Annotated in this window: 27 protein-coding genes; 11 read left to right on the top strand and 16 right to left on the bottom strand. The window is 68.6% G+C overall.

Annotated elements, in window-relative coordinates; translation table 11 throughout:
* Position 1: 1 nt before the first annotated feature.
* The 3 genes from NM203_RS05625 to NM203_RS05615 all read left to right on the top strand — a co-directional run bounded on the left by NM203_RS05625 (position 2) and on the right by NM203_RS05615 (position 3,024).
* Complete coding sequence (locus tag NM203_RS05625; RefSeq protein ID WP_255058711.1) at positions 2-1,516, top strand: carotenoid oxygenase family protein; 1,515 nt, start codon at positions 2-4, stop codon at positions 1,514-1,516.
* 35 nt (positions 1,517-1,551) lie between these two features.
* Positions 1,552-2,409 carry a winged helix-turn-helix transcriptional regulator gene (locus NM203_RS05620; RefSeq protein WP_255059126.1) on the top strand — a complete coding sequence of 286 codons (858 nt, stop codon included), beginning with the start codon at positions 1,552-1,554 and terminating at the stop codon, positions 2,407-2,409.
* A gap of 165 nt (positions 2,410-2,574) precedes the next feature.
* Positions 2,575-3,024 carry an Hsp20/alpha crystallin family protein gene (locus NM203_RS05615; protein ID WP_255058710.1) on the top strand — a complete coding sequence of 150 codons (450 nt, stop codon included), beginning with the start codon at positions 2,575-2,577 and terminating at the stop codon, positions 3,022-3,024.
* Between the two features lie 59 nt (positions 3,025-3,083).
* Here the strand turns inward: NM203_RS05615 and NM203_RS05610 are convergent, their stop codons facing one another.
* Positions 3,084-3,662: a GNAT family N-acetyltransferase gene (locus tag NM203_RS05610; RefSeq protein WP_255058709.1), complete on the bottom strand. Its 579-nt coding sequence runs from the start codon at positions 3,660-3,662 to the stop codon at positions 3,084-3,086.
* Complete coding sequence (locus NM203_RS05605) at positions 3,659-4,084, bottom strand: hypothetical protein (RefSeq protein WP_255058708.1); 426 nt, start codon at positions 4,082-4,084, stop codon at positions 3,659-3,661. Before NM203_RS05605 ends, NM203_RS05610 begins: the two co-directional genes overlap by 4 nt.
* 60 nt (positions 4,085-4,144) lie before the next feature.
* On the opposite strand from NM203_RS05605, the gene NM203_RS05600 reads away from it, so the two are divergent.
* Complete coding sequence (locus NM203_RS05600) at positions 4,145-4,606, top strand: cupin domain-containing protein (protein WP_255058707.1); 462 nt, start codon at positions 4,145-4,147, stop codon at positions 4,604-4,606.
* On the opposite strand, the gene NM203_RS05595 is transcribed toward NM203_RS05600, so the two are convergent.
* From NM203_RS05595 to NM203_RS05585, 3 genes are all read right to left on the bottom strand, one after another.
* The gene (locus NM203_RS05595) at positions 4,596-5,309 is read right to left on the bottom strand and encodes a 3-keto-5-aminohexanoate cleavage protein (RefSeq protein ID WP_255058706.1); all 714 of its coding nucleotides are present in this window, start codon (positions 5,307-5,309) and stop codon (positions 4,596-4,598) included. The genes NM203_RS05600 and NM203_RS05595 overlap by 11 nt on opposite strands.
* 69 nt (positions 5,310-5,378) lie before the next feature.
* Positions 5,379-5,576 carry a VOC family protein gene (locus NM203_RS33475; RefSeq protein ID WP_408633297.1) on the bottom strand — a complete coding sequence of 66 codons (198 nt, stop codon included), beginning with the start codon at positions 5,574-5,576 and terminating at the stop codon, positions 5,379-5,381.
* Positions 5,577-5,727: 151 nt separating this feature from the next.
* The gene (locus NM203_RS05585) at positions 5,728-6,615 is read right to left on the bottom strand and encodes an amidohydrolase family protein (RefSeq protein ID WP_255058705.1); all 888 of its coding nucleotides are present in this window, start codon (positions 6,613-6,615) and stop codon (positions 5,728-5,730) included.
* A 50-nt stretch (positions 6,616-6,665) separates the two neighbouring features.
* Between NM203_RS05585 and NM203_RS05580 the strand changes: the two genes are divergently transcribed.
* Complete coding sequence (locus NM203_RS05580) at positions 6,666-7,349, top strand: GAP family protein (protein WP_255058703.1); 684 nt, start codon at positions 6,666-6,668, stop codon at positions 7,347-7,349.
* Between the two features lie 4 nt (positions 7,350-7,353).
* On the opposite strand, the gene NM203_RS05575 is transcribed toward NM203_RS05580, so the two are convergent.
* The 7 genes from NM203_RS05575 to NM203_RS05545 are packed head-to-tail and all read right to left on the bottom strand — an operon-like array spanning position 7,354 to position 15,108.
* Complete coding sequence (locus NM203_RS05575) at positions 7,354-8,571, bottom strand: SAM-dependent methyltransferase (RefSeq protein ID WP_255058702.1); 1,218 nt, start codon at positions 8,569-8,571, stop codon at positions 7,354-7,356.
* Positions 8,568-8,999, bottom strand: coding sequence for a type II toxin-antitoxin system Rv0910 family toxin (locus tag NM203_RS05570; RefSeq protein ID WP_255058701.1), 432 nt, complete (start codon positions 8,997-8,999; stop codon positions 8,568-8,570). The genes NM203_RS05575 and NM203_RS05570 overlap by 4 nt, the downstream gene beginning before the upstream one ends.
* Complete coding sequence (locus tag NM203_RS05565; protein WP_255058700.1) at positions 9,000-9,236, bottom strand: antitoxin; 237 nt, start codon at positions 9,234-9,236, stop codon at positions 9,000-9,002. It abuts the gene before it with no gap.
* Positions 9,237-9,257: 21 nt separating this feature from the next.
* Positions 9,258-11,642, bottom strand: coding sequence for an HAD-IC family P-type ATPase (locus NM203_RS05560; protein WP_255058699.1), 2,385 nt, complete (start codon positions 11,640-11,642; stop codon positions 9,258-9,260).
* Entirely contained in the window at positions 11,639-13,249 is a 1,611-nt protein-coding gene (locus tag NM203_RS05555; protein WP_255058698.1) for a serine hydrolase, read from the bottom strand. Before NM203_RS05555 ends, NM203_RS05560 begins: the two co-directional genes overlap by 4 nt.
* 17 nt (positions 13,250-13,266) lie before the next feature.
* Positions 13,267-14,373, bottom strand: a complete 1,107-nt coding sequence (locus NM203_RS05550) for an MBL fold metallo-hydrolase (RefSeq protein ID WP_255058697.1) — start codon at positions 14,371-14,373, stop codon at positions 13,267-13,269.
* Positions 14,374-15,108, bottom strand: coding sequence for an enoyl-CoA hydratase (locus tag NM203_RS05545; RefSeq protein ID WP_255058696.1), 735 nt, complete (start codon positions 15,106-15,108; stop codon positions 14,374-14,376).
* A gap of 38 nt (positions 15,109-15,146) precedes the next feature.
* Here NM203_RS05545 and NM203_RS05540 point away from each other — a divergent pair, with 38 nt between their 5' ends.
* Complete coding sequence (locus NM203_RS05540; RefSeq protein WP_255058695.1) at positions 15,147-16,622, top strand: carboxyl transferase domain-containing protein; 1,476 nt, start codon at positions 15,147-15,149, stop codon at positions 16,620-16,622.
* Between the two features lie 77 nt (positions 16,623-16,699).
* Here the strand turns inward: NM203_RS05540 and NM203_RS05535 are convergent, their stop codons facing one another.
* On the bottom strand, positions 16,700-17,335 hold the full coding sequence (locus tag NM203_RS05535; RefSeq protein ID WP_255058694.1) for an NUDIX hydrolase: 636 nt from the start codon (positions 17,333-17,335) through the stop codon (positions 16,700-16,702).
* 76 nt (positions 17,336-17,411) lie between these two features.
* On the opposite strand from NM203_RS05535, the gene NM203_RS05530 reads away from it, so the two are divergent.
* Both NM203_RS05530 and NM203_RS05525 read left to right on the top strand, forming a co-directional pair.
* Entirely contained in the window at positions 17,412-18,842 is a 1,431-nt protein-coding gene (locus tag NM203_RS05530) for an ADP-ribosylglycohydrolase family protein (protein ID WP_255058693.1), read from the top strand.
* A gap of 31 nt (positions 18,843-18,873) precedes the next feature.
* Positions 18,874-19,554, top strand: coding sequence for a DUF2786 domain-containing protein (locus tag NM203_RS05525; protein ID WP_255058692.1), 681 nt, complete (start codon positions 18,874-18,876; stop codon positions 19,552-19,554).
* Between the two features lie 11 nt (positions 19,555-19,565).
* Here NM203_RS05525 and NM203_RS05520 read toward each other — a convergent pair whose 3' ends face one another.
* Complete coding sequence (locus NM203_RS05520) at positions 19,566-20,105, bottom strand: TetR/AcrR family transcriptional regulator (RefSeq protein WP_255058691.1); 540 nt, start codon at positions 20,103-20,105, stop codon at positions 19,566-19,568.
* A 99-nt stretch (positions 20,106-20,204) separates the two neighbouring features.
* On the opposite strand from NM203_RS05520, the gene NM203_RS05515 reads away from it, so the two are divergent.
* From NM203_RS05515 to NM203_RS05505, 3 genes are all read left to right on the top strand, one after another.
* Positions 20,205-21,338, top strand: a complete 1,134-nt coding sequence (locus NM203_RS05515) for an FAD-dependent oxidoreductase (RefSeq protein WP_255058690.1) — start codon at positions 20,205-20,207, stop codon at positions 21,336-21,338.
* A gap of 197 nt (positions 21,339-21,535) precedes the next feature.
* Entirely contained in the window at positions 21,536-22,120 is a 585-nt protein-coding gene (locus NM203_RS05510; protein ID WP_255058689.1) for a VOC family protein, read from the top strand.
* 27 nt (positions 22,121-22,147) lie between these two features.
* Entirely contained in the window at positions 22,148-23,554 is a 1,407-nt protein-coding gene (locus NM203_RS05505; protein WP_255058688.1) for an NAD(P)-binding protein, read from the top strand.
* A 55-nt stretch (positions 23,555-23,609) separates the two neighbouring features.
* Here NM203_RS05505 and NM203_RS05500 read toward each other — a convergent pair whose 3' ends face one another.
* Positions 23,610-25,232, bottom strand: a complete 1,623-nt coding sequence (locus NM203_RS05500) for an AMP-binding protein (protein ID WP_255058687.1) — start codon at positions 25,230-25,232, stop codon at positions 23,610-23,612.
* Positions 25,229-26,914 carry an AMP-binding protein gene (locus tag NM203_RS05495; protein ID WP_255058686.1) on the bottom strand — a complete coding sequence of 562 codons (1,686 nt, stop codon included), beginning with the start codon at positions 26,912-26,914 and terminating at the stop codon, positions 25,229-25,231. The genes NM203_RS05500 and NM203_RS05495 overlap by 4 nt, the downstream gene beginning before the upstream one ends.
* Between the last annotated feature and the right edge of the window lie 38 nt (positions 26,915-26,952).

Raw genomic sequence — 26,952 nt, 5'->3', positions numbered from 1 at the left:
CGTGCATACAGAAGTCATCGGCAAGTACCTGTCGACGCTGCCCGAGGACGACGAGCACCCGTATCGCACCGGGCCGTGGCAGCCGCAGACCACCGAGTGGGACGCCGACGACCTGACCATCGTCGACGGCGAACTGCCCGCCGACCTCGACGGCGTGTACCTGCGCAACACCGAGAACCCCTTGCACCCCGCGCTGAAGGTGTACCACCCGTTCGACGGCGACGGCATGATGCACATCGTCGGCTTCCGTGATGGAAAGGCGTTCTACCGCAACAGGTTCGTCCGCACCGATGGATTCCTCGAGGAGCTCGACGCCAACGGCCCGCTGTGGCCGGGCATCGCCGAACCCGTCGAGATGGCCAAGCGCGACTACGGCTGGGGCGCGAGGACGCTGATGAAGGACGCCTCGTCCACCGACGTCATCGTGCATCGAGGCACCGCGCTGTCGAGCCACTACCAGTGCGGCGACCTGTACCGCATCGACCCCTATTCGGGCGACACGCTCGGCAAGGAGGACTGGCACGGCGGATTCCCCAGCGCCTGGGGGGTTTCCGCGCATCCGAAGGTCGACGACAGCACCGGCGAACTGCTGTTCTTCAACTACAGCAAGCAGGCCCCCTACATGCACTTCGGCGTCGTCGACGCGAACAACGACCTGGTGCGCATGGTGGACGTGCCGCTGCCCGGCCCGCGACTGCCCCACGACATGGCGTTCACCGAGAACTACGCCATTCTCAACGACTTCCCGCTGTTCTGGGACCCGGAACTGCTGAAGCACAACGTGCATCTGCCGCGCCTACACCGTGACATGCCGTCGCGCTTCGCGGTGGTTCCGCGGCGCGGCGACGGTCCGATCCGCTGGTTCGACGCTGACTCGACGTACGTACTGCACTTCACCAACGCCTACGAGGAGGGCGACGAGATCGTGCTCGACGGGTTCTTCCAGGGTGACCCGGAACCCGCCGACAACGGCGAAGGCTCCAAGTGGCAGCGCGTCTTCCGGTTCCTCGCGATGGACCGCATGCAGACCCGACTGCACCGCTGGCGGTTCAATCTCAGGACCGGCGCGACGCGCGAGGAGCGGCTGTCGGACAGCATCACCGAATTCGGGATGATCAACTCCGGCTACGCCGGTCGCGACTACCGCTACACCTACGCCGCCACCGCCAAGCCGGGCTGGTTCATGTTCAACGGCCTGGTGAAGCACGACCTGCACTCCGGCGCCGAGGAGCGGTTCGGATTCGCCGACGGCGTCTACGGCAGCGAGACGGCGATGGCCCCGAGGGTGGGCAGTACGGGCGAGGACGACGGTTACCTCGTCACGATCACCACCGACATGAACGCCGACGCCTCCTACTGCCTGGTGTTCGATGCGGCCAGGCTCGGCGACGGTCCGGTGTGCACGATCGCACTGCCGGAACGGGTGTCCAGCGGTACGCACGCGACGTGGGCGCCGGGAGCGGAGTTGCGCCGCTGGCGCGAGACCGACGACGCAGCCACCGCGATCGGGCTCTAGTGCCCTCCGTCGGCGGCACCAACGCCGTCGGCCGGATGCTCGGCACCCTGGGCGACGAGTGGACGCTGCTGATCCTGCAGCAGGCGACGCTCGGCGCGACCCGGTACGGGGATTTCGCTGCGCGGCTTCCGATCTCGCACGCGGTGCTGACGAGGCGGTTGGCGTCGATGACCGATTCGGGCCTGTTGGAGAAGCGGATCTACCAGGAGAACCCGCCGCGCGCCGAGTACGTGCTGACGCCCCGGGGGCGAGGGTTGTGGCCGGTGCTGATGTCGATCTGGGAGTGGGAGCGGCACTGGGTGCCCGCCCACGCGGAGGGGCTGCCCGCCATGCACCACGCGACCTGCGGCTGCGCGTTCGCCCCCGTGCTCAGCTGCCGCGGCTGCGGCGCCGCGGCGACCGAGAAGGACGTCGCCGCACAGTGGGGCCCGAGCGGATCCTGGGCCCGGTCGATCCCCGCGCAGTCGACGCGACGGCGCTCCGCCTCCGGGCGAGGCGCGGCGGGCGCGGGGCTCTTCCCCGAGACCATGAGCATCCTCGGAAACCGCTGGGCCTTCGCGCTACTGGTGTCGGCGTTCGTCGGCACCAGTCGCTTCGGCGACTTCGCCGATCAGCTCGGCGCACCGCCCGGCTCTCTCGCCGACCGATTGCAGATCTTCACGGGGATCGGCGTGCTGGCGGCCGCCGACGGCCGCTACCGGCTGACCGAGAAGGGCCGCGCGACCTTCCCCATCCTCATCACCGCCCTGCAGTGGGCGCAGCACACTTTCCGGTCCCCCGACGGCCTCGCGGTGGACCTGCAGCACACGGCGTGCGGGGCGACGTTCGAGGCCGAGCTCACCTGCGACCAGTGCACGGGCGTATTGAGAGGCACCGAGGTCGACGTGCGTTAGCCCTCGGGTCACGCACTGCCACAGCGCATTCCGGAATTAATGTGATGTAGATCACACTGATTTCCTGCTGGCACTCGGCGGTCGAGAGTGCTAAAAACGGAAGTGCACAGTGATTGGTTGCCCGCCAGGGCGGCGGGCTTCTGATGGTGAAGGAGGTGGATTGCTGTGCTTCGTTTCGACCCGTTCAGTGACCTCGATGTGGTGACCCGCGGCCTGTTGTCCAGCCAGGCCGGATCGACTCGCACTCCGCGGTTCATGCCCATGGACCTGTGCAAGATCGACGACCACTACGTCCTCACCGCAGACCTGCCCGGCGTCGACCCCGGCTCAGTGGACGTCGACGTTGACAACGGAACGCTCACCATTTCGGCCCACCGCACCGCCCGTTCCGAGGACTCCGTGCAATGGCTCTCCAACGAGCGGTTCTTCGGCACCTACCGCCGACAGCTCTCCCTCGGGGAAGGCGTTGACACCGCCGCGATCTCGGCGACCTACGAGAACGGTGTCCTGACCGTCATCATCCCCGTGGCGGAGCGGGCGAAACCGCGCAAGATCGACATAGCGCACGGTGGCGAGCAGAAGTCGATCCAGCCGACGACCGTCGACTCCGCCTGAGGCCCGGTGATTCGCGTGTCGTCTCCCGCGATCAGCGCGGGAGACGACACGTAAATCGCTTAACGGTCGAGGCGGAAGCGCAGGTTGTTGCGCACTGCGGGCCACTCGATGTCGAGGATGGAGTACACGACGGTGTCCCGGCGCGAGCCGTCGGACAGCACCTGATGGCTGCGCAGAATGCCGTCGAGCTTGGCACCGAGCCGTTCGATGGCCGCCCGGCTGGTCGAGTTGAAGAAGTGAGTGCGGAATTCGACTGCTACGCAACCCAATTCATCGAAAGCGTGGCCGAGTAGAAGCAGCTTGCTCTCGGTGTTGACGCCGGTGCGACGGACGGACTGGGTGTACCAGGTGTAGCCGATCTCCAGCCGCCGGTTCGCCGGGTCGACGTGGCAGTAACTCGACGAGCCGACCAGCTCGCCGTTCTTGTCCCGCACCACGAAGGTCAGCCCGGTCGCCGGCTGCTGCGCCGCGAGTCGGCCGTCGATCCACGCCTCCGCGGTCTCCGGTGTCGGCGCCGAGGTGAACCACAGTTCGCGTACGTCGCGCGACGCGGCGGCGATCTCCGGCGCGTGCTCGCGGGCCAGCGGCTCCAGCGTCACCCAGTCCGGACCGATCAGGACCACGGGGTCGACTCTCATTGCGACCGGCTCCAGGCGGCCACCATGGCCAGCACGGACAGCGCCGCCGCCACCAGCGTCGCGACGACTGCGATATAGAACCCGTAACCGGCGCTGATCGGCGGCGTCACGTACAGCCGGTAGTACCACACCGACAGCACCGCGACCAGAACCGAGATGCCCAGGGCCGCAGTCGAAGTGACGCGAGGCGACAGTCCACGAGCCGACATCGCCGCCGCCACGATCAGCGTCGAGCTGAGCAACACGATGAACTGACCGATACCGAATCCGTCCGGCGGGAAGTCGATCTGGCCGTGCTTGCCGCCGATCGCGAACGCGCGACCACCGCCGTCGGCGGCCGTGACGAGCCACGGCAGGAACGCGCTGACCAGGACGACCAGCGCGCACAGCGCGACAAGCCAGCCGGGGCGCAGACGAGCCATGCGATGAGAGTATCGGGTGGGACGCCCTCGCCCGTGCAGGCTCGTCAGTAGGCTGGTCGCATGACGGAGCTACCCGGCTGGGCGCGCAGTCTCGACCTCGGCCCTCATCCGGAAGGCGGCTGGTTCCGCGAGACCTGGCGCAGTGAGCTCTCGATCGCCGAATCCGGCCTTCCGCCCGGCTATCGCGGCCCGCGCAGCGCCGGAACCGCGATCCTGTTCCTCCTGATGCCCGGCCAGCAGTCGGCGTGGCACACCGTCCGCAGCGCGGAGCTGTGGCTGTTCCACCGAGGCAGCCCGCTGGAGCTCGAAATCGGCGTCGAACAGCACAGCGCGACAACGCATCTGCTAGGCAGCGACATCGACGACGGCCAGCAGCCTCAGATCCTGGTCCCACCGGGACACTGGCAGCGTGCCAGGCCGAGCGGCGACGAGCCGACCCTGGTCAGCTGCATAGTGGTACCCGGTTTCGACTTCGCCGACTTCGGGCTCGCAGCTCCTGAGCATCCCTCGCTCACCGACTGAGCAGCGCGACCGCCGCCGCCACCAGGGCGGCGTTGTCGGGGGCCGGCGAACCGTCCGGCAGCGTCAACACGTCCTCCATGCCGATCCGGGTCTGCAATCCCCGCGCACCGGCGTGTTGCAGCAGCGGCCAACAGCTTTCGTCCAAACCGTGCAGCAGCACCGGTGCGGGCGAGCCGGCGGCCGCCGCCCTGGCAAGCAGGTCGTCGGCGACCGCGGCGTCCTCGTCGGCCTGCAGTTCGATCATCACCCGCAGGCAGTGCTCGGCGAAGTCCGACGCCGCCCACGACTCCGCGGCCTCGGCGTGGAAGATCCCGACCTCGACACCGAGGCCCTTACTCAGCAGCAGCTTGCCCAGCTCCGGCGAGCCCGGCTCGTGCCAGTTCAGCGACGCGAAGTCGGGCAACACGGTCCACCCGTCCACCGCGCGGTGCCTGGCCTCGGCGTCGGGCAGCGCCCAGAAGCCGGTCGTCACACCCACCGGTAGCCCCGGCAGCGCCCGCCGCACCGCGGCGACCGCGGCGTCGACGACGTCGGGCTCGAGCGAGTCCTTCCCGTCGGCGCCCTTCGGGTGCATGTGCACGACCTGTGCACCTGCGGCGTGCGCGGCGACGGCGGCCGCCGCCAACTCGTCGGGAGTCACCGGAAGGCCGGCGTGCTGATCCGGGGTGCGTGCGCCGTTGATACACGCCTCGACGAAGGTCATGGCCCCATCTTTCCCTGAATCCAGCCGAAGAGCGGGCCGAGCTTTCCACACGCGTGACGTGCGGCGGGGCTACCGCGACGACAGGTTGAAGCCCGCCCCGGTGGGATCCGCGACGGCCGCGAGCCGCCCGTACGGGGTGTCCTCGGGAAGGAAGTTGGTCGCGTCAGTCGTGGCGCCCGTGGCCTCGGCATCCGCCGTGTGCAGGTAGGTGGTCCAACCGTCGGGTGCGTTCCACTGCCCGTCCGAACACGGCGCCGTAGAACTCACGGGCGCGAGCGAGGTCGGACGTCGCGAGGTCGATCCAGATTGGGGCGCCGAGCGGTGCGATCTTCGTGGGGGCGGTCACATCGGTCTCCTGTGGTCGGGGTCGGGTATCCGTGTCGACCACCGCGCCGGCGAAAACTCATCGCCCGTGAGATCAGCCGAGGCCGAGCACTCTCAGCGCGTTCTCCTTGAAGATCAGCGGCGCGACGTCGGTGTCGAGATCCAGCACCGCGAAGTCCTTCCTCCAGCGATCGAGCTGAACGTAAGGGTAGTCGGTGCCGAACAGCGCCTTCGTGCGCAGTTGTCGGCCCAGCGCTCGAACGAGTTGCGGTGGAAAGTATTTCGGCGAGTACCCGGACAGATCCAAGTACACGTTGGCCTTGTGCGCGACGATCGCGATCTGCGCGTCCACCCACGGCACCGCGGGATGGGCCATCACGATCGTCAGGTTCGGAAAATCGGCGGCGACGTCGTCGAGCAGCACCGGATCGCTGTAGCGCATCTTGATGCCGTGCCCGCCGGGCAGCCCCGAGCCCAGCCCGGTCTGCCCGGTGTGGAACAGCGCGGGCACACCTGCGGCGGCGATGGCCTCGTAGATCGGGTAGTAGCGGCGGTCGTTGGGCTCGAACGCCTGCACACTCGGATGGAACTTGAAGCCGCGCACGCCGAGTGCGACCTGTTCCTCGACGCGGGCCGCCGCCCGGTCGCCGAGCGGGTCGACGGTGCCGAACGGGATCAGCACGTCGTGGTGCCGCACGCACCCGGCGATGAGGTCCTCGACCGAGTTCGGCGGGTGTCCCGTCGCCGTTTCGGCGTCGATCGTGAACACCACCGCGGCGGCGTTGCGCTGACGGTAGTGCTCGGCCAGGTCGTCGACGGTGGCCGCACCGGCGTCGCCCATCCGGAAGTACGTCCGGGTCGCGGCAACCAGTTCGTCGTCGTAGGCGTTGTGACCGTGGCAGTCGACCTCGACGTGGGTGTGGATGTCGATGGCGTCAATCGCGTCGAAATCGATTCCGTACTCGTATTTTTCGGCGGCCATCGGCTGCAGTGTAGCCAGCGGACTCGCAACACGAGGTAGTTTCACGGACCATGGGTGGCGTGATCGGCGAACTGTTTCCGCTAGCTGTCGCGCTGGCGACGGGACCCTTACCGATCATCGCCCTCATGCTCATCCTGGCCTCCGACGGGGCCACGGCCAAGGGGTTCGGGTTCGTGGGCGGCCGACTGACCGGGCTCGCGGTGCTGATCGGCGCCGCGCTGGTGATCGCATCGGCCGTCGATGACCCCGGTCTCGGGCATCGCGCGCATCCCTCACCCGTTGTGTCGATCATCAGGATCGTGGTGGGCGTCGCCCTGCTGGCGCTCGCCGCTCGGATGTTTCTGCGCCGCGGCACGACTCCCAGTGGGGAGCCGAGCCGATTGGCCCGTCACGTCGACGGCGTCTCGGCACGTGGTTCGTTCGGGCTGGGCCTGGCCGTCACCGCGATCGATCCGGCGAGCCTCTCCATCGGCGTGCTGGTCGGGGTGGACATCGCCGCGGCCAGAATGAGCGCGCCGGGCGACGTCGCGTTCGTCGTGGTGTTCGTGGTGGCGGCGACGGTGAACGTGACCGTGCCCCTGCTCGCCTACCTGGTCGGCGGTGAGGCTGCCCGAACCAAGCTCACCGCGCTCCGGGAGTGGCTGCAGGCCAATGAGAAGACCGTGATGATGGTCCTGTTCGTCATGATCGGCGCGATCCTCATCGGACGCGGCATCCGCGCCCTGTCCGGCTGACCCCTCAGGGTTTGCGCGCGAGCAGTTGGTCCACGCCCATCCGGCCCTGTTCGAACGCCAGACCGCCGCCGACGAGGTACAGGCGCCAGACTCTGGCCACCTCCTCGCCCTGCAGCGCGACGAACCGGTCGTAGTTCGCGTCGAACGTCTCGAGCCAGTGCTCGACGGTGCGTACGTACTGCTCGCGCATCGCTTCGACGTCGCGGATCTCGAAGCCGCCGTCCTGAAGATGCCGCACCGTCTGCCACAGCGGTCGCATGTGCATGTCCGGCGCGATGTACGACTCGATGAACGGCCCGCCGCCGGGCGCGGCGTCGGCGTTGCGCGACATCTGCTGCAGCAGCAGATGCCCGCCCGGTGTGAGCGCGCGGTACATCACGTCGACGTAGCCGGGGTAGTGCCGCTCGCCGACGTGCTCACCCATCTCGATCGAGCTGACCGCATCGAAAGTGCCGGGCGGATCGTCGAATTCGCGGTAGTGCTGCAACCGCACGTCGACGAGGTCACCGAGCCCCTCCGCGGCCACCCGCGCGACGATGAAGTCCCGCTGCTCGGCGGACAGCGTGATCCCGGTGGCGTGCACCCCGTGCGTCCGCGCGGCGTGCAGGATCATCGAACCCCACCCGCAGCCGACGTCGAGCAGCCGCTGCCCCTTCGTCAAACCCAGTTTCTGACAGACCAATTCGAGCTTCGTGGTCTGCGCGTCGTGCAGCGTCTGGCCGTCGTGGGTGTAGTAAGCCGACGAGTAGGCCATGTGCTCGTCGAGCAGCAGTTCGTAGAACTCGTTGGAGAGGTCGTAGTGGTGTGCGATCGCCGCACGATCGCGCAGGCGCGTGTGAAGACGTCCGGTCAGCTTGGCCTCCGACACCGGCGGTTTGGGCGGCGGCCCAACGGCACCGAGTCGGACCGCCCCCGCGGCCGCGACGGCACGCGAGCGCCAGCCGGTCGGCGCGGGCGAGCGGGTCGCCGCCATCGCCCACGCCTGCCGGAATCCGTCGGCGAGATCACCGTCGACGTCGATGTCACCCGTCACATACGCACGTGCCAAACCCATTTCGCCCGGCGCCCACAGCAGTCGGCGCAGCGCGCGGCGGCGTTTGATGACGAGGACGGGGCCGCCGACCGGACCCGCCTCGCTGCCGTCCCAGGCGCGCACCCGAACGGGGAGTTCGATACCCGCTGCGTCGCGCACAACGTCGGCGAGGCGGTCCGCCGCGGTCACGCGAACACGGCCTTGAACTTCTCCAGCGACTCGCGGATGTCGCTCTTCAGCGCGCCGGCCACCACCATGCCGATCGGCCCGAACAGCGCAGGCCCGCCGAGGTGCACGTCGAAGGTGACGGTCGCGCCGTCCGTGGCGGGCTTGATCTTCCCGATCAGCTTCACCTTCACACCACCCTTGCCCTCGCCGTTGAGCGTCATCGACTCGGGCGCCTTCCAGTTGACGATCGTCCAGTCGATCCGGTTGGGCATGCCCTTCACCTCGATGATGGAGGCGATCTCGGTGCCCTTTCCGAGCGTTTCGGGGAGCACGCTGCGCCACACCCGGTGGATGGTCAGCCATTCCTTGTAGCGGGAGAGATCGGACGCCGCGGCCCACGCCTGCTCGGGCGGCAGCGGGACGTCGACCGACACCGACAGCTTCGCCATTTACGAGATCGGAGGTGCCGTCGGAGGATCGTTGGCAGGTGGCGTCTGGCCGGACTGCTGGGTGGGGGGCACCTGCTTGTCGACGGCCTTCTTCGCCGCATCCTGCGCCTTGTCGACGACGCTCTTGTACTTATTGCCGGTCTTCTTGTCGACGGCGTCGCCGACCTTGTCGATGGCCGTGTCCACCTTGTCGGCGTTCTTCGAGACCAGGTTCTTCACCGTATCGAGAAATCCCATGGCGTCAGCCTAACCTCCGCCCTAATCCGCCGTTCTCCACAACCGGCGGCGCTCGCCCAGGATGCGGCCCTGAATCCACCAGATCACCTCGATGAGCAGGGCACCCATCAGGCCGATCAGCAGAGCCGTCACCGTGAGCTGAACATTGGACGGATCCAGTATGAACGTCTTCCGCGCCAGCGGGATCGAGAAGATGACGACGTAGGCCAGGGCGGACACCGACACCAGTGCCACCCGCCACCACTCGTAGGGCCGAGCGACGACCGCCAGCACCCAGAGGGCGCTCACCAACAGTGTGATCAAGGCCGCGGTCGACGCCTGCGTCTGCTCGACCTCCGTGGACGTCCTGCCCTGATACGCCAGCAGGTACGACGTGAACGTCGCGACACCGACGACGAGTCCCGACGGCAACGCCGACATCATCACGCGTCGCACGAAACCGGTGTGTGCGCGTTCGTTGTTCGGCGCAAGCGACAACACGAACGCCGGAATGCCGATGGTGAACCACGCCGCGATCGTGACGTGGATCGGCTGGAAGGGGAACAGCAGCGGATCGGTGCCGAACAGCTTCGAACCCACCCCCGCCAACCCGACCAGCATGGCGAGCAGCACCGAGTACACGGTCTTGGTCAGGAACAGATTCGAGACGCGCTCGATGTTGCCGATGACGCGCCTGCCCTCACCGACCACGTACGGCAGGGTCGCGAACTTGTTGTCCAGCAACACGATCTGCGCGACCGCCCGCGACGCGGAGCTGCCGGATCCCATGGCCACCCCGATATCGGCGTCCTTGAGCGCCAGCACGTCGTTGACGCCGTCCCCCGTCATCGCGACGGTGTGGCCGCGCGACTGTAGCGCGTGCACCATCGCGCGCTTCTGATCGGGCCGCACTCGGCCGAAGGTCGTGTACTCCTGCAGCGTGTCCGCCAGCGCCTCCGGTGCCTCGGGCAGCTTGCGGGCGTCCATCGTCTCGCCCTCGAGGCCGAGTGACCCGGCCACCGCCCCCACCGACACCGCGTTGTCACCGGAGATGACCTTCACCGAGACCTTCTGGGAGGCGAAGTAATCCAGCGTCTCCCTGGCATCGGGGCGGACCCGCTGCTCGAGCACCACCAGCGCGACGGGGGTGACGGTACCGGGGGCGTCGGGCGCGTCGACGGCGCGGTCCGACGAGCCCAGCAGCAGCACCCGCAACCCCTTGGCGCCGATCCGCTCGGCCTCCTCCGCATCGGGCGAGGCCGGATCCAGCAGCACGTCCGGCGCGCCGATGACCCAGTTGCCGTGATCTTCGTACGACGTGCCACTCCACTTGGTCGCCGACTTGAAGGGTGCGCTGGCGGTCGCCGTCCAGCCGGGCGCCGCTCCGTATGCCTCGCCGATGGCCGCCATGCTCGCGTTCGGCCGGGCGTCGTCGGAAGCCAACTGCGCCAACACGTTCTCGACGTGATCGGCAGTGAAGGACTTGAGGTCGCTGACCCGCATGCCGTTCTCAGTCAGTGTCCCCGTCTTGTCGGCGCACACGACGTCCACGCGCGCCAGCCCCTCGATGGCGGGCAGTTCCTGCACCAGACACTGCCGCTGGCCCAGCCGGATCACCCCGACGGCGAACGCGATCGACGTCATGAGCACCAGGCCCTCCGGCACCATCGGCACCAGCGCGCCGACCATGCGCAGCACCGATTCCCGCCAGCCCGCATCCGTCGTGAACAGCTGGGTGTAGATGATGAGCGCGCCCGCCGGGATCAGCAGGTACGTGATGAACTGCAGGATCTTGTTGATACCACTGCGCAGTTCGGATTTGACCAGGGTGAACTTGCTGGCCTCCTCCGCCAGCTGGGCGGCGTAGGCCTCGCGACCGACCTTCGTCGCCCGGTAGGCGCCGCTGCCTGCGACCACGAAACTGCCCGACATCACCTTGTCGCCGGCGTCCTTCGCGATCGGATCGGCCTCGCCGGTCAGCAGCGACTCATCGACTTCGAGGTTGGCCTCCTCGATGACGTCCCCGTCGACGACGATCTGGTCGCCGGGACCGAGTTCGATGACGTCGTCGAGCACCACCTCGTTGGGGTTCAGCGGTGCCGTGCCGGATTGCCTGCGCACCAACGGTTTCGCCTGCCCGACGATCGCCAGCTTGTCGAGCGTCTTCTTCGCGCGCAGTTCCTGGATGATGCCGATGCCGCTGTTGGCGACGATGAGCAGGCCGAACAGGCCGTTGATCACCGACCCCGTCGACAGCACGATGATCAGCAGCACGCCGAGGATCGCGTTGATCCGGGTGAAGACGTTGGCACGCCAGATCTCCGAGACGCTGCGGGCGGCGCGATTCGGCACGTCGTTGGTCTTGCCCTCGGCGACGCGCTGCGCCACCTCCGCATCGGTCAGGCCGACGGCCACCGTGTTCGTCACTTGGTGAACGTCCCTCTTCCGAATTCGTCCCAGTACTCCAGCGTCAGCGTGTTCCCGTCGAACGTCGCCTTCGAGACGCTGCCGGGGTTCGAGTTCTCGGTGACGAAGCTGACGCTGAACACGTTTCCGTCCCAGTGCTTCAGCGGCACAGTCAGTTTAGGCCCGAGCGCGAGCTGCAGGCCTCCGTCCTTCTCGGTGATCCTGGCGGGTCCCCAGAACGGGTTGGCGTAGTCGCCGACGTAGCTCGCCAGCGGGGCGGGCGGAGCGGGACTGGCCGGCGCGGTCTGCCCCACCAGTGAGCCGGTCGGCTCCTCCATCTGCTGGAAGGCGTTGTGGTACGGCGTCCACCAGTCCTCGCGCACCTCGCCGTACTGCACCAGATCGGCGAACTCGGCGGTCAACGTCTCCGGTGCGCCCGACGGGGTGCCGTTGGTCAGCACGACGATCCCGACGTCGGCCGACGGCAGCAGCAGGACGTTGGTCGCCGCGCCGAGTTCGAAGGCACCCGAATGGCTGATCTGCTGTCTCCCGGTCGACGTCGTGCTGATGTTGAAACCGTAACCGTAGGAACCCGATCGCATCGCGGGCTCGCTACCGCGATCGGAGGTGATCTGGGGAGTCAGCGCGGGGAGCAGTGCCGCGGGGTCGATGATCTGCCTGCCCTCGTAGGTGCCGTTGCCGAGGACCATCGCCAGCCAGTGGGTCATGTCGTTGACCGAACTGCTCGCGCCGCCCGCCGGCGATTGCTGTTGCGGGTCGCGGACGTAGTCGGGCGCGTACTTGTCCCCGAGGCGGATGTGTCCGACGGCGCGGTCCGGCCGGGCCTCGTAGTCGGCGAACTCGGAGCTCGTCGAGCTCATGCCGAGCGGCGCGTACAGCACGTCCCGGCTGAGGTCCTCCCACGACTTGCCCGCACCGAAGGCTGCCGCTTCGGCACCCGTCGTGTAGCCGTAGTTGGTGTAGGCATAGGAGATTCGGAACGGATCGAGCGGGAAGTCACGTAGCTTCTCGAGAATCTGCTGCCGGTCGTAGCCGAGGTCCTCGAGCAGATCGCCCGCGTGGTCCGGCAGCCCCGACCGATGCGACATCATGTCCCCGATCGTGACCATGCGGGTGACTGCCGGATCGGAGAGCGCGAACCAGGGCAGCTTCTCGACGATGGGCGTGTCCCAACCAATCGCCTTCTCCCCGACCTGATGGGCGACGACCGTCGAGGCCAGCGACTTCGAGACGGAGGCGAGTTGGAACACCGTATCGGGATCAACCCTGTTCGCCGGGTCGTCGGTTGGCTTGCGGTTGTCCTTGACCCCGAAGCCCTTGGCGTACACGCTCTTTCCGCCGTGCACCACGGCGACGGCCATGCCGGGCAGCCCGGACTTCTTCAGCAGGTCCTCGGCGAGTCCGTCCAGCTTGGCGACGGCGTTCTCGACGGCGTTCTCCGGCAGCGGCATTGCCGGAACGAGCGGGGGTGGGACGTTGCCGAGTTCGGGCGGCTTGCTCGCCGACGACGCCGACGGTTGGGCGGGCTCCGCGGGTCGGGCGTCGCAGCCAACCACGAGGAGCGCGACGGCGGCGAGACAGGCGACGGAACGGCGGGGCGGGATCACACCAGCACGCTAGCCGGTCAGGCCCGCCACCACGTGTCCAATGGCGGCGACACGGACGCGACGCGCTCACCCGGTCTCGGCGTCGCCACCCGCACGTTCTCCGCGGCCGCGGCGGCGAGCATGCGCTCGACCGGTTCGGACCACGGATGCGGTGCGAGGCGGAACGTCGCCCAGTGGATGGGCACCAGGAGGCCCGTGTCGGTGACGTCGCGGTGCGCCCGGATCGCGTCCTCCGGGTTCATGTGGATGTCGGGCCAGCCGGGGTGGTACGCGCCGATCGGCATCAGCGTGACGTCGAACGGTCCGTGGTCGGCGCCGATGTCGGGGAAGCTCTTGGTGTAGCCGGTGTCGCCGCCGAAGAAGGCCCGGTGCGTCGGCCCGATCAGCGCCCAGGACGACCACAGCGTGACGTTGCGAGTGAGGAAGCGCCCCGAGAAGTGCCGCGCGGGAGTGCACACCAGCGTCAGCTCGCCGAGCGTCGCGCTCTCGTTCCAGTCGAGTTCGACGATGCGGTCCTCGGGAATCCGCCACTCCCGCAGATGCGCTCCGATACCGAGCGGCACGAAGAACTTCGCGCGCTGCGTGCGCGCGAGCACCTTGACGGTGTCGACGTCGAGATGGTCGTAGTGGTCGTGGCTGATGATCACCGCGTCGATCGCGGGTAGCGCGTCGAGCGCGGAGGGCGGCTCGTGGAGGCGCTGGGGTCCGACGACGCGCGACGGCGAGCACCGGTCGCTCCACACCGGATCGGCGAGCACCCGGTAGCCGTCGATTTCGATGATCGCCGACGAGTGGCCGTACCAGGTGACGGCCAACTCCCCCGCGGGCAGAGCCGGGGCCGGGGTGACCAGCGGAACCGGGAACGGCGGCTGGCGCTTCTCGTTGCCGGTGAAGAGTTCACCGACGAGCCGGAACTGATCCTGGCGCGTCATGCTCGCGTCGGACGCCGGCTCGAGGTTCTGGAAGACGCCCTCGCTCCAGTTGGGTGAGTTCCTGGCGACGGGGTGGATGTCCAGCGGTGACGCGCCGAGCGCGGCGGGTGCACCCTGGACGGCCCGCAGCGCAAAGCCACCGGCGACGACCGCCGCCGTGCCCCCCACCAGCCGGGCCGCCTGCACCCACATCTAGGCCCCCTGGAAGTTCGGCGGCCGCTTCTCGATGCGCGCCACCTGTGCCTCGATGATGTCCTTGCTGCTCCAGGCCCTGTCGAAGAGCTCCTGATGCGCCGGCCACGGATCCTCGTAGGCGCCGTCGTCGTTGAGGACCCGCTTCGCGTGCTGCAGGGCCAGCGGCGCGAAACCGGCGAGCTCCTGCGCCCAGGCCTGGGCGTCGGCGAGCGTGCCGATCCGGTTGGCCAGTCCGGTCTGCAGGGCGGTGTCGGCGGTCAGCCGATCGGCCGCCATCAGCATGCCGCGGGCCCGGCCGTGGCCGACCAGCGAGACGAGGCGACGGATGCTCCAGTTGTCGAGCGCGATGCCGTACTTCGCGACGGGGAACTGGAAGTACGCCTCGGGCGCGACGACCCGCAGATCGCAGATCATCGACAGGATGACCCCCGCGCCGATGGCCGGGCCGTTGATCGCCCCGATCACCGGGATGGGCGCCTGATCGATCGCGATGTTCAGCGCCTTGGCCTTGTCCGGCAGCTCCTCGGCGACACCGGACGCGTCGGACAGATCCGCACCGGAACTGAAGACGTGGCCCTGGCCGGTGAGCACGACGACGCGGGTGTCGTCGGCGGCGGCTCTCTCGATCGCCTCCCGCAAACCGTCGACGAGTTCGCTGTTGAGCGCGTTGCGGCGCTCGGCGCGTTGCAGTTCGAGGGTCGTGACGTGGCCCTCTCGGGTAACTCCGATCATGCCGACCACCCTAACGACCACCCGGCTAGCCTTTCCTGGTGAGCCGGATCAGCGCCACCACCCTGCGCGACACCGTGCTGGACGAGGGGTCGTTCATCAGCTGGGATTCGCCACCGTTGGACGTGCGGCCGAACGCCTCGTATCGCGACGAGCTGGCGGCGGCGCGGGCGGCGACGGGCCTCGATGAATCGGTGCTGACCGGCGAGGGCAGGGTGTTCGGCCGCCGGGTGGCCGTGGTGGCCTGCGAGTTCGACTTCCTGGCCGGCTCCATCGGCGTCGCGGCCGCCGAGCGCATCACCACGGCCGTCGAGCGCGCCACCGCCGAGGGGCTGCCGCTGGTGGCGTCGCCCAGCTCCGGCGGTACCCGCATGCAGGAGGGGACGGTCGCGTTCCTCCAGATGGTGAAGATCGCCGCCGCCGTCGAACTGCACAAGAAGGCGCATCTGCCCTACCTGGTGTACCTGAGGCACCCGACGACGGGCGGGGTGTTCGCATCGTGGGGTTCACTCGGGCACGTAACCGCCGCCGAACCCGGCGCGCTGATCGGCTTCCTCGGGCCGCGCGTGTACGAGCACCTCTACGGCGAGCCGTTCCCGAAGGGGGTGCAGGTGGCGGAGAACCTGCACCGCAACGGCGTCATCGACGGCGTCGTCCCACTGGAGTTCCTGAGGTCGACGCTCGACCGGGCACTGCGCGTCGTCGCGGATGCGCCGGGCGCAACGCATCCGGTTCCGGCTACCGGCCCGGTGCCCGATGTGCCGGCCTGGGAGTCCGTGGTGGCGTCACGCAGGCCCGATCGACCCGGTATCGGCTACGTGCTGAAGCACGGCACGACCGAGCGGGTGCTGCTGTCCGGTACCGACCAGGGCGAAGCGGCGACGACGGTGCTGGCGCTGGCGCGGTTCGGCGGGCAGCCCGCGGTGGTCGTCGGGCAGCAGCGCGCCGCGGGTGGCCTTGTCGGTCCGGCGGCGCTGCGCGAGGCGCGCCGCGGAATGGCGCTGGCCGAGGGACTTCGACTGCCCCTGGTGTCGGTGATCGACACCGTCGGGCCGGCGCTCTCGGTGGAGGCCGAGCAGGACGGTCTGGCGGGCGAGATCGCACGCTGCTTGGCCGAACTCGTCACGCTGGACACTCCGACGGTGTCGGTGTTGCTCGGACAGGGCAGCGGTGGACCCGCACTGGCGATGGTGCCCGCCGATCGCGTGCTCGCCGCCCTGCACGGGTGGCTGGCGCCGCTTCCGCCGGAGGGTGCGAGCGCCATCGTGTATCGCGACGTCGATCACGCACCGGAACTCGCTGCGGCGCAGGGCATCCGGTCGGTGGATCTGATGCGCAACGGCATCGTCGACGCGATCGTGCCCGAGAAGCCCGATGCCGCCGACACTCCCGCCGACTTCACCGAACGGTTGTCGGCCACCATCGCGGGCGAACTGTCCGCATTGCGAGACATGCCCGCCGCCGAGCGACTGTCGCAGCGGTTGGACCGGTATCGGCGAATCGGCTTGCCGGACTGAGGGATCGCGCGACGAGACTGCACTTGATGACGGAATGAACTCGATTCTCGTCATCAAGTGAAGTCTCGAAGATGATCTCAGTGCGGTAGTTTTCGCCGGAAGAGTTCGGCGGGTCTCCCGCGGCCACGCGTCACCGACTCGTTCACCGACTCGACGTGATCTCGCATGGCCCGGCGAAAGCTGTCGCGCTGCAACCTCTTTCCCGCGACGGCACTGTGGGCGTTCAGCAGCTCGAGCATGGTGAACGTGTCATCGAGCAGCCCGTCCGGGTCGGCCCCCTTCGCGTAGCGAGCACGGAGATCGTCGACGGCCCTGCCGATGATCTCGGGGTGATCCCAGGCCATCTCGCGCGGATCGATCGCCGCCACGGGAGCCAGGCGCGTGGTCTCGGCCAGCCGGCCGGCCAGCTCCTCGCGATGAACGACCGCGACGTGCGCGACGGACAGCACCCAACCCCGGTCATCGCGGTCGAGTGCGTCGAACACGTGCAGCTGCCGTGGCCGGACCCCCTCGACCCCGGTCTTCACCCGCAGAGCCCGGCGCACGGCGTCGGCCAGGGTCTCACCCTGGTGCAGGAACGTGCCGGGCAGCGCCCACGTCGGCCCCGCCTCGCGGTGGACCAGCAGGACCTGCAGTTCGCGGCCGCTGTCGTCGAGCGTCAGCAGGGCCGCGTCGACGGCCACCGACGGTCTCGGATAGCGGTCGAGCTGCACGTGTCGGCCCCCTCGTTATAGTGGTCTCAGGAATTAGAGCGTAATCGCTCAAATTCATCAACCGGGGAGGATGACGATGGAACTCAACACGGCACAGCTGGATCGGGCGGTCGGGGTGCTGCTGGCCAACGCGGCGGGCGACGCACTCGGCGCCCCCTACGAGTTCCAGCCGGCGCGCGGCCCCGAACTCGAGGTCGCGATGGTCGGGGGCGGCGCGTTCGGCTGGAAGCGCGGCGAGTGGACCGACGACACCTCGATGGCGATCGCGATCGGCGAGGTCGCGGCGACCGGCGTCGACCTCCGCGATGACGCCGCGCTGACCGCGATCGTCACGCGCTGGCATGGCTGGGCGCAGACCGCCAACGACGTCGGCAACCAGACCCGGAGCGTGCTCGGCGCGACCGGGCGCGCGGGCCTCTCGGCGACCAACGCGCTCACCGCGTCCCGAGAGCACTACGAACGCACCGGCCACTCGGCGGGCAACGGGTCGCTCATGCGCACCTCCCCCGTCGCCCTGGCGTTTCTCGACGACCCGGCCGCGCTGGCCGAGGCAGCGGCGCGCATCAGCGCGCTGACGCACTACGACCCCGATGCGCAGGACGCGTGCGTGCTGTGGTGTCTCGCCATCCGGCACGCGGTGCTGACCGGAGCACTCGACGTCCGCGCCGGGCTCGACCGGCTCCCCGACGACCGGCGGGCGCTGTGGTCCGAGCGGCTCGACGTCGCCGAGCGGTCGACGCCGTCGGACTTCCGCAACAACGGCTGGGTGGTCGAGGCGCTGCAGGCCGCGTGGTGCGCGATCGCCACCACCCCGGTGCCCGAGGACGATCCCGAGGCCGGCGTGTTCGCCGCGGACCACCTGCGGCTCGCACTCGACGCTGCTGTGCGTTCGGGCAACGACACCGACACCGTGGCCGCCATCGCGGGCGGCCTGCTGGGGGCGCGCTGGGGCGCGTCGGCGGTGCCGGGCGTGTGGCGCCGCGTGCTCAACGGCTGGCCGGGGCTACGCACGCGCGGGCTGGTGCAGATGGCGACGCGAATCGTGAAGGCCGACAGGGACTTCCCGCGCCCGCAGCGGCCGCACATCGCCGTTCAGCATCCTGTCGACGATGGCGTCTGGCTTGGCAACGCCCACACTCTGCGAAAACTCCCGCCGGGCGTCGACTGCATCGTGTCGCTCTGCCGGGTGCACGACGACGACCTGCCATCGGGCGTCGAACACATCGACGTGCGGCTGGTCGATCGCACGGATCCGGACGAGAACGTCAACCTGGAGTTCGTGCTGACCGACACGGTGCGGTTGATCGAGCAGTTGCGCATCGAGCACCGCACCGTGCTGGTGCACTGTCACGGCGCCTACAGCAGGACACCGACGATCGGTGCGCTGTACGGGGCGCGGGCTCTCCCGACCAGTGGTGCGGAGGCACTGCACGACGTGCTCGAGGTACTCCCGCATGCCGATCCGAACATCGCCTTCCGGGATGCGATCGAACGGCTCGCGCCCTGACCGACCGACGCGCGATGGCATCCTGGATGAGGTGGAGTCGTTCCTACAGTTCGCCGGAAACTTCTGGTGGCTGATCTTTCCGCTCGGCGGCGTGATCGGCGGTGGTGTGAAGGCGGTCTCCGCCGCGAACGAGCGCCGCGCCGAACGGCGACTCGAGCGGTACCGCATCAAGCAGCAGACGAAGGTCGCGGTCGCCGAGGCTCGCGGGCGGGCGAAGGTCGACGACGCCGCCCTCCGCCGCGACACCGGCAAGGTCCTCGCCCAGCACGAGAGCACCGACGCGCGGTGGCTGGACTACGAGATGGACGTGGCCAAGCTACTCGACTTCCCGATGATGACCGACATGCGCGAACCGCTGACCGTGGCGTTCCACAAGGCCCGCAGCCGAGCCGACCTGCTGAGGCCCGTCGGGGACGTCGACCGGGATGCCGCGCTCGAGTACCGCGACGCCGTCCACGAGTACGTGACCGCGTTCGACGTCGCCGAAGCCGAGGCGGTTCGCCGCAGGCGCAGCGACTTCAGCGCGGAGGGCCGGGAACGCATCGAACGCGCGCAGCGGCTGCTGCGCCTGGCATCCGACTCCGCGGCAACGCCGGACGAGCGGCAGAACGCCTACGCCAAGGCGCAGCGGGAACTCGACGGCTTGATCGTGCTTCCCGCGGTGACGCGACGCGCACTCGAGCGGGCCGTCGCCCGCGAACTCGAGGCCTGAGTACCGCCCGCTCACTCGGTCGCGTAGCGCTGCAGTGTGGGACCCAACCAGTCGACGAGTTCGGCGCGGCTCAACCCGACCACCGGTGGCAGCTTGAGCACGAAGCGGCACAGCGCCATGCCGAGCACCTGGGTCGCGATGAGGCCGGCTCGCCGGGGTGCGTCGTCGGGCACGATCTTGGCGATCGCGGGTAGTAGCTGCGCCGCGAAGATGTCCGTCATGCGTTGTGCCGCTTCGGCGTTCGTGGTGGCCGAGCGCAGCAACACGATGAGCGCGTCATCGTCCTCCCAGCGCAGCAGGAAGTGCGACACCAGCGCCTCGCCCAGCTCGCCGGGCGGCACGTCGGTGAGGTCCGGGAACCGCAGGTCGAACTCCGCGGCCGCGGCGAACAGCAGATCCTTACTGCCGAAGTAGCGCATGACCATCGACGGATCGATGTGCGCGTCGGCCGCGATGGCGCGAATCGTCGCCGCCTCGTACCCGGACTCGGCGAAGCGGTCCCTGGCCGCGGCCAGTATCGCGGCCCTCGTCTGATCACCCTTCCTGCCCACGCCCGACACTATATGCCAACAGGTGTTGACTTTTTCTTCGTCCGGGCGCACGATAAAAAAAGTCAACGTCCGTTGGCTTTTATCTCGAAGGGATTCGCCATGACCACCACCGACGTCCTCATCGTGGGAGCGGGCCCGACAGGGCTCACGCTGGCCGCGTCACTACTGCTGCACGGTGTCGACGTGATGCTCGTCGACCGCCAGGCCGACGGCGCGAACACCTCGCGAGCGGCGGCCGTCAACGCGCGCACGCTCGAAGTGCTCGAGCACGTCGACGTCACGCGCCGACTGCTCAAGGAGGGCGTCGAAGCACCGCGCTTCGCCATCCGCGACCGCGCCAAGACGCTCGTCGACGTCGACTTCAGCGGACTGGCCACCGACTATCCGTTCACGCTGCTGATACCCCAGTCGACCACCGAACGTCTGCTGCTCGAGCGGGTCCGCGAACTCGGTGGCGACGTGACTCGACCCAAGGTGCTCGCCGCCGTCACCCAGGATGCGGTGGGGGTCACCGCCACCTTCGACGACGGCGACACGGTCCGGGCGCGGTACGTCGTCGGCGCCGACGGCATGCACAGCACCGTCCGCGAGCAGGCCGGCATCGGCTTCGCCGGCGGGTCCTACGAGCACTCGTTCGTCCTCGCCGATGCCCGGCTGACGGGCGACGCCCCCGCCGACGAGGTGCGGCTGTTCTGGGCCGGCGAGGGCCTGACCGTCGTCGCCCCCCTGCCCAACGGCGACTTCCGCATCGTCGCGCCCGTGGACGACGCACCGGAGGAACCCTCGGTGGCGTTCGTCCAGCAGATCCTCGACGAACGCGGTCCCGGTGGCATCACCGTCACCGACGTCACGTGGGGTTCGCGATTCCGCATCCACCACCGCGTCGCGGACACCTACCGCGCGGGCCGGATCCTGCTCGCGGGCGATGCCGCGCACGTCCACAGCCCGGCAGGCGGGCAGGGCATGAACCTCGGAGTTCAGGACGCCGTCGCGTTGGCCGACGCGTTGGTCGCCGTCCTCGGTGGTGGTGCCGATTCGCTCCTCGACGACTACAGCGCCACGCGACGCCCGATCGCGCAGCAGGTCGTCGCGTTGACCGACCGGCTGACCCGGTTGGCCACCCTGCCCCCAGCGCTTCGCCCGATCCGAAACGTGTTGCTGGGCATCATCGGTCGCATTCCACCGGCGACGACGGCGCTGGCGTCGCGGCTCTCGGGGCTGGTCTACCGCTGATCAGGGGTTGGCTACTCCGGTGAGGGGGAACCAGAACCGCGGCCTGTTCGACTGGACGTTCACCGACGCCATGCCCGCCGAAGCGCCGGGCAACTACCTGGTCGCGACGATCGGTGGTGAGGACGTCGCGGCGATCGGAACGGCTGACGGCGGACCCGAGGGAGTCTGGCGCACCTACATCGCCGTCGACGACGCCGATGCGTCCGCCGCAGCGGTCGAAGGCGCCGGCGGCGAGGTCACGCTGGCACCCGTCGACGCCGGTCCCGGCGGGCGCCGCGCGGTGTGCGTCGACCCGCGCGGCGCCGCGTTCAGCCTGTGGCAGGCGTGCGCCCGGCCGGGCGCCCAGCGGGTCAACGTGCACGGCACGTGGAACTTCAGCGATCTGCACACCACCGACCCGCACGCCGCGGCGCCGTTCTACGGAGGTCTTCGGCTGGGAGGTCGACGACGTCGGCTTCGCCACTCTGATACGACGGCCCGGCTACGGCGACCACCTCGCGGCGACCGTCAACCCCGACATCAGGAAGATCCAAGCCGACGTGATGGTGCCGCCGGGATTCGAGGACGCCGTCGCGTGGATGGCCCTCGAGCAGCAGGGGCACCCGGAGCACTGGCAGGTGTCGTTCGCGGTCGACGACCGCGACGCCGCCGCCGCTTCAGCCGAGAACCTGGGCGCGACGGTGCTGTCGTCGGAGGACGAGGTGTGGACCCGTACCGCGACGGTGCGCGATCCGCAGGGTGCGGTCTTCGTGCTGAGCCAGTTCACCCCACCGACGAAGTAGCGAACGCCCGTCTGGCAGCCTGTCCGGATGCACACAGTCGAAGCCGATTACCTGGTCGTCGGGGCGGGCGCGATGGGCATGGCGTTCGTCGACACCCTGATCACCGAGACCGACGCGACCGTCGTGCTCGTCGACCGCAACGACGCCCCCGGCGGGCACTGGCTGTCCGCCTACCCGTACGTGCGGTTGCATCAGCCGTCGGCGTACTACGGGGTGAACTCGCGACGCCTCGGCAACGACTCGATCGACGCGAGCGGCTGGAACGAGGGCTTCTGGGAGCTCGCAGGCGGCAGCGAGGTCGTCTCGTACTACGACACGGTCATGCGGCAGCACCTGCTGCCGTCGGGTCGCGTGCAGTACTTCCCGATGAGCGACTATCTGGGTTTCGGAGCGCACGAGCGCAGCGACTCGGGAGATGTCACAGGCCGGTTCCGCAACCTGGGCGGTGACGAGTACCGCGTCGAGGTGAAGCGACGCGTCGTCGACGCCACCTACCTCAGCGTCGTGGTGCCGTCGATGCGGCCGCCCGCCTACGAGGTCTCGCCCGACGTCGTCTGCATTCCGCCGAACGGTCTGGCTCGCCAGCCGGTCCACGAGCAGTACGTCATCGTCGGTGCGGGCAAGACGTCGATGGACACGTGCTCGTGGCTGCTGCGCCACGACATCGCACCCGAGCGGATCACCTGGATCAAGAACCGCGAGTCGTGGATCCTCGATCGAGGCGCCGTGCAACCGGGACCGGAGTTCGCTCGCCGCGTGCTCGCCGACTTCTCCGCGCAGTCGCGGGCCATCAAGAAGGCGACCTCGATCGACGACCTCTATCTGCAGCTGGAGAAGCTGGGCTGCCTGATGCGCATCGACCAGTCGGTCGAGCCGACGATGTACCGCTGCGCGATCCTGTCGCAGCTCGAACTGGAGAAGCTGCGCACCATCACCGACGTCGTGCGGCTCGGCTACGTGCAGTCGATCGCGCCGGGTCGGGTGACCCTGGAACGAGGCGTCATCGAGACCGCCGCCGACACCCTGTACGTCGACTGCACCGGGGACGGCATCGGCCAGAAGCCGCCGACTCCCGTCTACTCCCCCGGCGCGATCACGCTGCAGTCGGTGCGCACCTGTCAGCCGGCGTTCAGCGCCGCCGTCATCGCCCATGTCGAGGCGATGGACGTCGACGACGACGAGCGCAACGAGTACTGCCGTCCCGTTCCGCACCCGACGAATCCGCTCGACTGGGTGACGATGACGCTCGCGTTCAACCACAACCAGCTGAAGTGGTTCAGCGACCCGGCGATGATGCAGTGGCTCAACCGCGCGCGCCTCAACGCGGTGAGCCACATGCAGACCAGCGACGAGGAAGCCCAGCAGGGCGCACGCATGATCGAACCCCGACTGATCGCCGCCAGCGCGAAGCTGAACGAGCTACTGGCGCAGTAGCCTCCCGCGATTTGTGCACGTTAGAGAGCGCTCACCGCTCCCGCGGGTGCACAAATCACGACAAACCGAGGATCTCGACGGTGCGCTCGCGCATCTCGACCTTGCGCACCTTGCCGGTGACGGTCATCGGGAACTCGTCGACGACGTGGACGTAGCGCGGGATCTTGTAGTGCGCCAGGCGTCCGTCGGCGAACTCGCGAACAGCGGCGGCGTCCAGCGGTGTGCGCTCCGGCTTCATCCGGATCCACGCGCAGATCTCCTCGCCGTACTTCGCGTCGGGCACCCCGATCACCTGGGCGTCCTCGATGTCGGGATGCGTGTAGAGGAACTCCTCGATCTCGCGCGGATAGACGTTCTCGCCGCCCCGGATCACCATGTCCTTGATCCGGCCGACGATGTTGCAGTAGCCGTCCTCGCGCATGACGGCGAGGTCGCCGGTGTGCATCCAGCCCTCGGAATCGATTGCCTGCGCGGTCTTCTCGTCGTCGTTCCAGTAGCCGAGCATCACCGAGTAGCCGCGCGTGCAGAACTCCCCCGGCTCACCCCGAGGTACCGTCTCGCCGGTCTCCGGGTCGACGATCTTGATCTCGACGTGCGGGTGCGCCCGGCCTATCGACGCCGTGCGGCGCTCGAGATCGTCGTCGACGCGGGTCTGACACGACACCGGCGACGTCTCCGTCATGCCGTAGGCGATCGCCACCTCGGACATGTGCATGTCGTTGACGCAGTGCTTCATCACCTCGACCGGACACACCGAGCCCGCCATGATGCCCGTGCGCAACTCCGACAGGTCGTACTGGGCGAAGTCGGGGTGGTTCTGCATCGCGATGAACATCGTCGGGACCCCGTAGACACCCGTACAGCGTTCGTCGGCAACGGCTTTCAGCGTCAGGCCTGGATCGAAGCCCGGTGCGGGGATGACCATCGTGGTGCCGTGGCTGGTGCAGCCGAGGTTCCCCATCACCATGCCGAAGCAGTGGTAGAAGGGCACCGGGATGCAGAGCCGATCGTCGGGCCCGAGCCTTATGAGTTCGGTGGTGAAGTAGCCGTTGTTCAGGATATTGCGGTGCGAGAGCGTCGCACCCTTCGGGAAACCCGTTGTGCCCGAGGTGTACTGGATGTTGATCGGATCGGTGTTGGCCAGGCTCGCCATCCGGTCGGCGAGCGCGTCCGCGGGCACCTCGGAGGCACCGTCGCGCAACCGATCCCAGTCGGCGGTGCCGATGAACACCACGTCGGTCAACCCCGACGCCTCGGCGCGCACCTCGGCCACCATCGCCACGTAGTCCGAGGTCTTGAACGACGTCGCGGCGATCAGCAACCGCGTCCCGGACTGGTTGAGCACGTACGCGAGTTCGTGCGTCCGATAAGCCGGGTTGATGTTGACGAGGATCGCGCCGACCTTGGCGGCGGCGTACTGCGCCAGCGTCCACTGCGCACAGTTCGGCGCCCAGATCCCGACGCGATCGCCCTTCTCGATGCCCATCGCCATCAGACCGCGCGCGACGACATCGACCTCGGCGTTCAGTTCGGCGTACGTGTAGCGCAGACCCTGCGCGACATCGACGAGCGCTTCCACGTCCGGGTGGCGGGCGGCGGTGCGTTCGAAGTCGGCACCGATCGTGTCCTCGAGAATCGGCGTGTCAGTGGGTCCGGCGTCGTATGAAGGTGAGGTCATAGCAGGTCCTCGTAGCGATGTTCCGTACCGATCGGCGTACCCGACCGGTGTGCCTCATCCTCGCGCTTGCGCAACTCCACGCGGCGGATCTTGCCCGAAATCGTCTTGGGCAGTTCGAAGAACTCCACCCGACGCACCTTGAGGTAGGGCGCCAGGTGGTCGCGGGCGTACTCCATGATCTGGCGGGCGGTGTGGGCGTCGGCGGCCCAGCCCTCGGCCAGCGCGACGTAGGCCTTCGGCACCGAGAGCCGCGTCGCGTCGGGTTGCGGGACGACGGCCGCCTCGACAACGGCGGGGTGCTCGATCAGCACGCTCTCCAGCTCGAACGGCGAGACCTTGTAATCCGACGACTTGAACACGTCGTCGGTGCGGCCGATGTAGGTGATGTAACCGTCCTCGTCACGGCTCGCGACGTCGCCGGTGTGGTAATACCCGCCCGCGGTGACGGCGGCATTGCGCTCGGGATCCCCGAGGTATCCCGTCATCAGGTTGAGCGGCGCGCGGCCGAGGTCGAGGCAGATCTCACCCTCGTCGGCCGGCTCGCCGGTCACCGGATCGACCAGGACGACGGGCACACCCGGCATGGGCCTGCCCATCGAGCCGGCCTTGACCGGCTGGCCGGGGGTGTTGCCGACCTGCAGCGTCGTCTCGGTCTGGCCGAAGCCGTCGCGGATCGTCAGGCCCCACGCCGCCTCGACGCGGGCGATCACGTCGGGGTTCAGCGGTTCGCCTGCCCCGAGAACCTCTCTGAGCTCTCGCGGCCTATCACCGAGGTCGGCCTGAATCAGCATGCGCCACACCGTCGGTGGCGCGCAGAACGTGTTCACGCCGGCGCGCTGCAGCTGACCGAGCAGCGCTGCGGCGTCGAACCGGGAGTAGTTGTAGACGAAGATCGTGGCCTCGGCGATCCACGGCGCGAAGAAGCAACTCCACGCGTGCTTGGCCCAGCCGGGCGAGCTGATCGCCAAGTGCACGTCACCCGGTTTGACGCCGATCCAGGCCATCGTCGACATGTGCCCGACGGCGTAGCTCACCTGCGAGTGCTCGACGAGCTTCGGCCTGCTGGTGGTGCCCGACGTGAAGTAGACGAGGCTGGTGTCGTCGCCGGCCGTGCAGGCGGTGAACGGCTGGGGCTCAACGGCGTAGGCGTCGGCGTACGTGTGCCAGCCGGACACCGGCTCCCCCACCACGACGCGCGTGTAATCGCCGTCGACGGCCTCGAACTTCGCGGTGTCATCGGCGTTGGCGATGACGAAGCGGGCACCGCCGCGGCCGATGCGGTCAGCCAGATCGGCGGGGCCGAGCGCGCTCGTCGTCGGCATGATCACCGCGCCGAGCTTCGCCACGGCCAGCATCGCCTCCCACAGCTCGACCTGGTTGCCCAGCATCAGGATGACGCGGTCGCCCTTCCCGACGCCGAGGCCCCGCAGCCACGTGGCGCCGCGGTCGGAGCGATCGGCCATCTCGGCGAACGTCACCCGAGTCTCGGTGCCGTCCTCCTCCACAATCCAGAGCGCGAGGCGGTGGTTATCCCGCGCGATGACGTCGAACCAGTCGGTGGCCCAGTTGAACGCGCCCTCGATGCGCGGCCACGCGAAGGTGTCGACGGCCTTGTCGTAATCGCTGATCACGGCCACCAGGTGATCGCGGGCGGCGCGATACAGATCGGTGTTGGTCGTCATGGTGACTAGGATCTACGTCACACTCACCCGTCCGCTAC

Origin of the sequence: Mycolicibacterium arenosum (assembly GCF_024320865.1) — a bacterium.
GTDB lineage: Bacteria > Actinomycetota > Actinomycetes > Mycobacteriales > Mycobacteriaceae > Mycobacterium > Mycobacterium arenosum.
Note: the sequence above shows the minus strand (reverse complement) of the source record. Positions and strands in the feature narration are given on the sequence as shown.

What these genes read in the sequence shown, in the direction of transcription:
- NM203_RS05620 (WP_255059126.1), top strand. Translation starts at nt 1,552, where the DNA reads ATGCTCGGCACCCTGGGCGACGAGTGGACGCTGCTGATCCTGCAGCAG.
- NM203_RS05610 (WP_255058709.1), bottom strand. Translation starts at nt 3,662, where the DNA reads ATGAGAGTCGACCCCGTGGTCCTGATCGGTCCGGACTGGGTGACGCTG.
- NM203_RS05605 (WP_255058708.1), bottom strand. Translation starts at nt 4,084, where the DNA reads ATGGCTCGTCTGCGCCCCGGCTGGCTTGTCGCGCTGTGCGCGCTGGTC.
- NM203_RS05600 (WP_255058707.1), top strand. Translation starts at nt 4,145, where the DNA reads ATGACGGAGCTACCCGGCTGGGCGCGCAGTCTCGACCTCGGCCCTCAT.
- NM203_RS05595 (WP_255058706.1), bottom strand. Translation starts at nt 5,309, where the DNA reads ATGACCTTCGTCGAGGCGTGTATCAACGGCGCACGCACCCCGGATCAG.
- NM203_RS05585 (WP_255058705.1), bottom strand. Translation starts at nt 6,615, where the DNA reads ATGGCCGCCGAAAAATACGAGTACGGAATCGATTTCGACGCGATTGAC.
- NM203_RS05580 (WP_255058703.1), top strand. Translation starts at nt 6,666, where the DNA reads ATGGGTGGCGTGATCGGCGAACTGTTTCCGCTAGCTGTCGCGCTGGCG.
- NM203_RS05570 (WP_255058701.1), bottom strand. Translation starts at nt 8,999, where the DNA reads ATGGCGAAGCTGTCGGTGTCGGTCGACGTCCCGCTGCCGCCCGAGCAG.
- NM203_RS05565 (WP_255058700.1), bottom strand. Translation starts at nt 9,236, where the DNA reads ATGGGATTTCTCGATACGGTGAAGAACCTGGTCTCGAAGAACGCCGAC.
- NM203_RS05550 (WP_255058697.1), bottom strand. Translation starts at nt 14,373, where the DNA reads ATGTGGGTGCAGGCGGCCCGGCTGGTGGGGGGCACGGCGGCGGTCGTC.
- NM203_RS05545 (WP_255058696.1), bottom strand. Translation starts at nt 15,108, where the DNA reads ATGATCGGAGTTACCCGAGAGGGCCACGTCACGACCCTCGAACTGCAA.
- NM203_RS05530 (WP_255058693.1), top strand. Translation starts at nt 17,412, where the DNA reads ATGGAACTCAACACGGCACAGCTGGATCGGGCGGTCGGGGTGCTGCTG.
- NM203_RS05515 (WP_255058690.1), top strand. Translation starts at nt 20,205, where the DNA reads ATGACCACCACCGACGTCCTCATCGTGGGAGCGGGCCCGACAGGGCTC.
- NM203_RS05510 (WP_255058689.1), top strand. Translation starts at nt 21,536, where the DNA reads ATGCGTCCGCCGCAGCGGTCGAAGGCGCCGGCGGCGAGGTCACGCTGG.
- NM203_RS05505 (WP_255058688.1), top strand. Translation starts at nt 22,148, where the DNA reads ATGCACACAGTCGAAGCCGATTACCTGGTCGTCGGGGCGGGCGCGATG.
- NM203_RS05500 (WP_255058687.1), bottom strand. Translation starts at nt 25,232, where the DNA reads ATGACCTCACCTTCATACGACGCCGGACCCACTGACACGCCGATTCTC.
- NM203_RS05495 (WP_255058686.1), bottom strand. Translation starts at nt 26,914, where the DNA reads ATGACGACCAACACCGATCTGTATCGCGCCGCCCGCGATCACCTGGTG.